The 8,622-nt window shown below is 44.4% G+C and carries 6 protein-coding genes; all 6 read left to right on the forward strand.

Translation table 11 applies throughout. The annotated features are described in order from the left end of the window. Positions 1–287 precede the first annotated feature (287 nt). Positions 288–1,601 carry a replication-associated recombination protein A gene (locus tag A1232T_RS00230; RefSeq protein ID WP_077447487.1) on the forward strand — a complete coding sequence of 438 codons (1,314 nt, stop codon included), beginning with the start codon at positions 288–290 and terminating at the stop codon, positions 1,599–1,601. 217 nt (positions 1,602–1,818) lie between these two features. Next, positions 1,819–2,937: a bifunctional 3,4-dihydroxy-2-butanone-4-phosphate synthase/GTP cyclohydrolase II gene (gene ribBA / locus A1232T_RS00235; protein WP_077447488.1), complete on the forward strand. Its 1,119-nt coding sequence runs from the start codon at positions 1,819–1,821 to the stop codon at positions 2,935–2,937. Beyond that, positions 2,921–4,039 (forward strand): alpha/beta fold hydrolase, encoded by a 1,119-nt coding sequence (locus A1232T_RS00240; RefSeq protein ID WP_077447489.1) that lies wholly within the window; start codon positions 2,921–2,923, stop codon positions 4,037–4,039. Before ribBA ends, A1232T_RS00240 begins: the two co-directional genes overlap by 17 nt. 152 nt (positions 4,040–4,191) lie before the next feature. Continuing rightward, positions 4,192–5,058: a bile acid:sodium symporter family protein gene (locus A1232T_RS00245; RefSeq protein WP_167367012.1), complete on the forward strand. Its 867-nt coding sequence runs from the start codon at positions 4,192–4,194 to the stop codon at positions 5,056–5,058. A gap of 37 nt (positions 5,059–5,095) precedes the next feature. Beyond that, positions 5,096–7,297, forward strand: coding sequence for an ATP-dependent helicase (locus tag A1232T_RS00250; RefSeq protein WP_077447491.1), 2,202 nt, complete (start codon positions 5,096–5,098; stop codon positions 7,295–7,297). 269 nt (positions 7,298–7,566) lie between these two features. Next, positions 7,567–8,622: polysaccharide biosynthesis/export family protein (locus A1232T_RS00255; protein WP_077447492.1), on the forward strand; the 1,056-nt coding region annotated here is incomplete at its 3' end.

Genomic DNA, 8,622 nt, shown 5'->3' on the forward strand with positions numbered 1-8,622 from the left:
TTACTGTTCTCGCCATGGCTTGAGTTTCCCTATATTTTGTTGATATATAGGATTAAAATAAGGCTTTATCTGTATTTTTCAAATTAGGGACACGCCCTAATAATGAGTGCGGCCGCTAGTAACTACAAGGCCCGGTCACATCAGCGCACACATCAGACACAACCCATTGACGTAGCCATTACAAAAATCATATCCAGTTACCTGAGCTTAACTTGCATTTTGGCAAGTTTTGAGCTGTAATCAAGGGCTTACATCCTTCTATTTAGCTAAGGTAATTGCTGTTTATTATGTCCAATACCCGTAACCCTTCTTATTCTGATACCCCTTTGGCGCAGCGTATGCGTCCCAAATCTTTGCAGCAAGTTATTGGACAGACCCACCTTCTGGCACCGGGAGCACCCATCCGCCGCTTTGTCGATCATGGTCACCTTCCCTCCCTCATTTTGCATGGAGAGGCCGGGATTGGCAAGACCACCATTGCTATGCTGTTGGCCGATGCAGTAGGCCGCCCTTTTTACCCGTTATCGGCGATTAATACTGGGGTAAAGCAGTTGCGCGAAGTGCTCGATGCGGGCAGTAAATCAGGGCAAACCGGATTGGACTTTGCCGCTCCTGTGGTATTTATCGATGAGATTCACCGCTTTAATAAAGCGCAGCAAGATGCCCTGCTTGGGGCCGTGGAATCAGGCGATATTACCTTAATTGGGGCCACTACCGAAAACCCTTCGTTCAGTGTTAATAACGCCCTACTCTCCCGCTGTCAGGTTTATCGTTTAGAGCCGTTAACTGAAGAGCAGATTGAACAGCTGCTACAACGGGCGATAGTAGAAGATGAATTTTTATCCAAGTTAGATATTCAGCTTCAAGCGATTCCGCAGATTGCCAAATTGGCACAAGGTGATGCTCGTAAATCACTAAATTTATTAGAGCTTGCGGTTCAAGCTTCAGACCATAGTCAGCAGCCGATAGTCATTGATGACACCCTACTTGCCAGTGTGGCGCAAACTGCCCTGCAGCGCTATGACAAAGATGGCGATCAGCATTACGATATTATCTCGGCCATGATTAAGTCGGTACGTGGCTCAGACCCTGATGCAGCTCTATATTGGATGGCACGAATGTTGGTAGCTGGCGAGCCGCCAGAGTTTATCGCCAGACGTTTGGTCATCTTAGCCAGTGAAGACATTGGTAATGCCAACCCCAATGCGCTACTGCTCGCCGATGCTGCGCTGCGTTCGGTGAAAATGATTGGTATGCCCGAAGCGCGTATTATTTTGGGCCAAGTGGTGGTGTATTTGGCCACGTCAGCCAAAAGCAACAGTACTTATTTGGCGATTAATAAAGCGATGCAGCTGGCACAAAAAGATCAGTCTCCGGTACCACTTCATTTGCGTAACGGGGTAACCAAACTGATGCAAACCCAAGGCTATGGCGAAGGGTATATCTATCCTCATGATTATCCCAATCATTATCAGCACCAGCAATATTTACCTGATAATTTAGTCGGCACCCAGTTTTATCAGTATGCTGATAACCAACGTGAGCAACACAGCCTACAATTTATGCAGTGGTTAAAGTCTCAACCTAATTCAAATCAATAGCTAGCCCAATAACTGGCCCAATAAGCAGTCTATTAAAGGGATGAAGTACGAATAAAACGGCATTCAGCACTGTTTAACTTCTCCTTAACAACTTGTTTTAATAACTTTTTGACACCATTGATTCATGGCAGTTAATGGCACTCAGCCCCAGTTACAGGTACAATGGTCACCATATTCACAGCTAATAATCTGATAAACAATAAAAGAGAAACCTTTCATGGCACTAGATAATATTAAAGACATCATTGAAGACATTCGCGCCGGTAAAATGGTCATCTTAATGGATGATGAAGACCGCGAAAATGAGGGCGATCTAATTATGGCCGCTACTCATATCAACCCTGAGGCCATTAACTTCATGATTACTCATGCTCGCGGCTTGGTGTGCTTAACCTTGACCGAAGAGCGTTGCCGTCGTCTTGAGTTGCCACTAATGAGTGACAACAACGAAGCCAAGTTCAGCACCAACTTCACCGTCTCTATTGAAGCGGCTGAAGGGGTAACCACAGGTATTTCTGCGGCCGACCGTGCGCGGACCGTACAAGCGGCCGTTTCTGCAACTGCCAAAGCTGAAGACATCGTCCAGCCCGGTCATATCTTCCCTATTATGGCCAAAAAAGGCGGCGTGCTACACCGTGCCGGTCATACAGAAGCCGGTTGTGACCTAGCCCGTCTAGCAGGTCTTGAGCCTGCAGCAGTAATTGTAGAGATTATTAATCCAGATGGCACCATGGCCCGCCGTGATGACTTAGAGAAATTTGCTGCTGAGCATGATTTAAAAATCGGTACCATCGCTGATCTAATTAACTACCGTATTGCCAATGAGCAAACGGTTAATGAAGTTAGCAAGCAACCTTTTGAAACGGACTTTGGTACTTTCACCCTGTATCAGTTCAAAGAATATGGCGCTACGGAAACTCACTTAGCGTTAGTAAAAGGCGATCCAAGCGAAGGCGTAAGTACTGTCCGTGTGCATGGCTTCCATCCCCTACGTGATTTATTCTCTGCTAAACGTGATGCCACCGGCCGCAGTGGTTGGAGCGTACAAAGCTCATTGCAAGAAATCAGCCAGTCTGAGCGTGGCGTATTAGTATGGATTGGTAACGACGAGCCAGTAGATTTGGGCGAAGCACTTGAGCGCGCTAATAACAATCAATCTGTGTCTACTTTAGCGAACCAGCCTTATCGCAGTATCGGTGTGGGCGCGCAAATCCTGCGTCATTTAGGCGTACGTGACATGCGCTTACTGTCAACGCCGCTTAAATTTAATGCGTTGTCAGGTTTTGATCTAAACGTAGTGGAATGTATTGATTCTCCTGATGCGTCCAACCGTTAAGTCTTTCAAACCGCTGTTAAGCCACACCCTTACAGCGACCAAAGATAAAGCCTCTACTCTGTTGCAGCCGTATACTCCAAGGCTGCAGCAGGTAGTCAGTTATGATGGCGTGTCTATTCCAGTCACTGTCATTGGTCGACCTGAGGCCGAGCCCGTAGTGTTGCTCCATGCCTTTGGTATGGACGCCCGTCAGTTTTTGCCTTTTGTGTTACCGCTGTTGGGGCAGTATTGCTTTTATCTGCCTCATTTTCGTGGCTTTGGCTTAGCGGCCAATACTCCAAGCAGTGAATTTAATTTCATCGAGCAATATGCCGATGATCTAGAAGTTATCTTGACCCATATCTGTACCGAGCATCAGGTAGAATCTGTAGATGTCGCGGCCATTTCCATGGGAGCGCTGGTAGTTTGGGCTCATTTTAATCGTTATGCACATAGCGATCCTCAATCCACTCCTGCCAGTTCTAACCATGGCAATAGCTCTGCTAACAACCACTCCTCTACTACAAATTCTTCTAAAAACCATTCAAAAATTAAGCGCTATCTAAACATCGACCAATCCCCCATCGTGCACAATCAGCCCGATTGGCAAGGCGGTGTGTTTGGTGAGAAACAAGCGCAAATCTTTGAGCAATTTAGTGAAGTATTGCAAGCCACGCTACCGTATTTTCAGCATCAAAATATTACCGATTTTAGTCACCTGCCTTTTGCTGTAAAGCGTCAGATTACACAGGTGGAAACGGCATTTTCATTAATGTCAGCCGGTCGCCTACCCTCACAGTTGTTTATTAAAAGTAGCAGCTACCTGCCCGATTATAAATTGGCAGTGTATCAACATCCCACGTGGCAACAAAAGCTAAAAGGATTAAACGCTTATCTTGAGCTGCCTTATGATTATCGAGAGGCGCTCACTCACACTCAGACTCCAGTAACCATGTTAATTGGTGCCCAATCGCAGCTTTATGATCCCACATGGCAACGCCAAGTAGCGGATATCCTGCCCAATGCCGATGTGATTGAAATCGCTGAATCCGGTCATGCCATTCCTTTAGATGCGCCAATCCAATTTGCTCAGGTTTTAAAACGTTTTTTACACGCCAGTTAAAATTAATAAGCACTAGCTAGCTCGCCTTTCTCTTATTGCTGCAACACCCATTAATGTCTTGGCTAAATAGAGTCTAAACGTCATTGCTTGTGTCACCGCGTGGTATTGCCTATACTTGAGGCACACTTTCACATACCTAAATGGACTTAAGTATGGATACGCTCTCTGTGGCCTTATTGCCGCTTATTTTGGCTTTTATCATGTTTGCATTGGGTTTATCGATGCAAATCGCCGATATCAAGTACATCGCTAAAGAGCCCAAGCCTTTTATTATTGGCTTTATTGCCCAGCTGGTGCTGCTCCCTGTGATCACCTTGATACTGATATTACTACTAAAGCCTGCTCCGGAGTTTGCCTTTGGTTTTATGCTACTCAGCTTCTGCCCAGGCGGGGTCACCAGTAATATGCTGTGTACTTTATTAAAAGGCAATCTGCCGCTATCGGTGGCTCTGACCTCAGTGATGAGCTTAGTGTCTATTTTTACCGTGCCGGTATTGACTGCTTGGGCTTATGGCCACTTTTTAGGTACTGAAGGCGGTTCGATTAACTTGGTGAGCATGGGGATTAAGATGTTTTTAATCACCGCCTTACCTGTCGGACTGGGAATTTTTATTCACGAAAAAAAGCCGGCCTTCACCAAAGCGCACCGTGACAAGCTTATGAAAGCAGCCTTTGTGTTATTTGCCCTTCTAGTGGTTGTGGCAATCTTTAGTAACCGCGAAGTGTTGTTTAATGAGTCTGGACAAATCACAATCATGATTGTGACCTTATTACTCGCCCTATTCGTCATAGGCTTAGGCATACCCAAACTTCTGGGTTTATCTTGGAAAGATGCCAAAACCATTGGCATGGAAGTGGGCATTCAAAACAGTTCAATGGCCTTGGCGTTATCTGGTATTTTGGCGGTATCAAGTGACTCAGTATTGCCTGCTTTTGCCCTACCTGCTGGCGTGTATAGTGTGGTGATGTATTTGGTTGCTATCCCTTATATTTGGCTGTTTCGTAGATTCAATGACTGATATTCTTTTAACCTAACTCTAACTGTAATCGACGCTTATGACCGACTCTTTATTTTCAACTCACTATTATAGTTACCCCAAGCTGGATGAAGACATTCGCGACAAGATGCAGCATTTGCGTCAGTCGATTGCCAAGCTTGAGGCCAATCTGATTACTCCAGACTCGGTTGATAAAGCGTCAAAACAGACAGAAGATCAGAAAGGCGACTCTGTCTTAGACAATGCGGTACTGACAGAAAGTGAGGTCGATTATGCTGGCGAGTTAAATCCCAGTCAGTTGTTAGCAGCTACTACCATCGAAGGAAAGGTGCTGGTCATCGCTGGTGCCGGCTCTGGGAAAACTAAAACCCTAACCTACCGCACCAGTTACTTAATAGAAAGTGGCGCTTCTCCCAATAGTATTCTTTTGCTGACTTTCACTCGAAAAGCCGCCAATGAAATCAAAGGCCGAGTCAAAAGCTTATTGGCTGAAAGTTTGGCAGACAATAGAGCGCTAAGTGGCTTGGATTTAAACGCCATTACCAGTGGTACTTTTCACTCATTTTGTAATATGTTGCTGCGTCGCTATTCAGGGCTTTTAGGTATTAATCCAAAATTTACTATCTTAGATACGGGCGACAGTGAAGATGCGCTGGATATGATTTGTAAAGATCAGTGTATTGTCCGCAAAAACATGAAGCAGGCTTTCCCGCGTAAAAAGACCTTACAAAAGCTGATTTCCACCTCACGCAACCGGCACATCCTACTGCGGGATTTAATTGAAAATGATTATCCGGATATCGCCATCCATATTCCGGTCATTGAGCAGTTGGCGATGGAGTATCACAGGTATAAGCGTGCCAATCACTTATATGATTTTGATGACATTATCAGTCAGGTAGTTCACCATCTAAAAAACAACCTGCAATTTCGTAAGCTGATTCAAGACACTTACCGCCATGTAATGGTCGATGAGTATCAAGACACCAATATTCCGCAAAAGCAGTTGATCGACTATATCTGTGAACCCGATAACGTGTCGCTCATGGTGGTGGGTGATGACAACCAAAGCATTTATGCTTTCCGTGGGGCCAATTACGAAAATATTCTATTGTTTGGGGACAGCTATCCTGAAGCAAAACTGATTAAGCTTGAGCAAAATTATCGCAGTACCCCGGCTATCTTAGATTACGTCAATGCACTGTCTGAGCAAATCACTCTAGGCTATCAAAAAAAGCTGTATTCTAGTTTAGCTGTTGATGGCTCAAAACCGGTGTTATCGCGTCGCAGCAATGACAAAGAAGAAGCCAAATACATTGCTGATAAAATCATCAACTTAAAGCCAGAGCATGACTATAATGATTTTGCGGTATTAAGCCGGACCTCGTTTCAATCTAACGAGATTCAACTGCAGTTTATGCAGCGCAACATTCCCTTTATCGTGGTGGGTGGTATTAAGTTTATTGAAAAGCGTCATATCAAAGATATCTTGGCGTTGGTCAAAATCTTATACAACCCTAACGATACCATTGCTTGGCACCGCATCTTAACTTTATTTAGTGGCGTTGGTGAGGTGACTGCGACTAAGATTACCAACACCATTACCAGTAGCAATAACTCGTTTGAACCACTACTTGACCCTAAACTAACTAAAAATAAAGAGCACATTAACGAGCTGTATCATGTGCTGACCAAAGCTGAACAACAAGAGACTGTGGCCGATACCTTGCAGACCTTAATAGATTTTTATCTACCTATGTTAAAGACGCTTGAGGACAACTGGCGTGATCGCTCAGAAGATTTCCGAGTATTGATTAACTTAGCGCGAGAGCACAGTAGCTTAGATAACTTTTTGGAAAACCTAGCTCTTGACCCACCCAATGATTCAGTAGCGGTCATGGGTGATCCAGAGAAAAAAGAGGCCGATGCGGTAACTATTTCTACCATTCATAGTGCTAAGGGCCTTGAGTGGCCAGTGGTCTTTGTTAACTCCTTGGTTGATGGGCTAACACCCCACCACCGCTCACTGCATGAGTTTGAAGAATTAGAAGAAGAACGTAAGCTATTTTATGTGGCCTGTAGCCGTGCCAAAACCCATCTTTACCTAACCGCTCCGGATTACTATTCAAGTTTCGCCGGTTACTTTGATAAGGTTTCACGCTTTATTGCCGAGGTTCCAGAAGATACCGTGCTAGTAGATAGTCATGCTTCCAAGGATCGAGATGAAAAACCTGAATCTAATGAGCCTGAATGGTGGTAGTCGTATTTTTGGTTAGACAGTAGCCTTATAATTCCTTACTTTTATAGTACGCATTCTGTCTATTTATAGTAAGATGTTTGCATATTTGGGCATCACTCTTAATTTAATGTTAAAATACTCAGAATAATGGGTTTATTTTAGCCTAGAATATCCTATAAAAAGCAGGATGCCTCCTAGCAATACAGTATTTGCTCTTAATGTAGTTTGCCCTGAATATAAAGGGTTAAGCGTCAGAGTCGGTCGGAATCAATAAAGGTAGAGAAGTTAGCATGAATTTTTTAAAACACCGCAAACCTTTGCTCACTAGTGCAGCACTTGCCGTGACCTTAGGCTTAACTTCGGGTTGTGCCAGTATTAACCCTGGACTTCAATCAGGCGACTTACCTCCACAAGGTACCTTTATTGCTGAAAACGGTATGCAGTTTAATATTCAGCCTTTAAGCCTAGCTAGCCTACCTGCTTCACCTGCTTACTCTAAGGTACGTAATACCACCTCCGGTATGAAAAATGCGCGCGTACGCGAGCTATTAGGCGCCCCCCGTAATGCTGAGTACCGCTTAGCGAAAGGGGATATCCTAACTATCTCTCTAGGCGACTATCCGCAAATTCCGAAGTCTGAGGTTGGCTACCCTATTGACCAACAAGGCTATATTCAATTTCCATTAGTAGGCCGATTCAAAGCCAATGGGCTTTCTGTTCCCCAGTTTACCAATCAATTACGTAGCCAATTACAACGCTATTTAAAGTATCCAGACCCGCAAGTCCAAGTACTCAAATACCGCAGCAACAACTTCTTTATTGATGGCGCAGTAAAGCAGTCTGGTGAATTCAGTATGGACGATAGACCTGTCTCATTATATGGGGCTATCTCAATGGCCGGGGGCGTTATGCCTGAAGGTGACTCGAATAGTGTTACCTTAACTCGCAATGGAACGACTTATGAGCTTGGTTTAAATGACCTAAAAAATATGGGGATTTCTGCCAATCAAATTTATCTAAGAGATGGTGACGCTGTTCATGTAAACAGTCGTGACCGCAACAAAGTCTATGTCCTTGGAGAGTTTGGCAGCATTAAACCGGTAGAGATTCCAGATCAAGGATTAAGCTTAACTCAAGTGTTGGGTGAGGTGGAAGGTTTAGATGCTCGGACTGCAGATGCAGCAAAGCTTTACGTCATTCGTGATCATGGTAATGCCTCTTATACTGATATTTATCATGCCAATATGCAGTCTGTCACTAACTTAGCTTTGGCCAATCGCTTTGAAATGCAGCCCAATGATATTGTCTATGTTGACCCTACTGGCTTAACCCGTTGGTCAAGATTT

Source organism: Psychrobacter pasteurii, assembly GCF_900162815.1.
GTDB classification, from domain to species: domain Bacteria; phylum Pseudomonadota; class Gammaproteobacteria; order Pseudomonadales; family Moraxellaceae; genus Psychrobacter; species Psychrobacter pasteurii.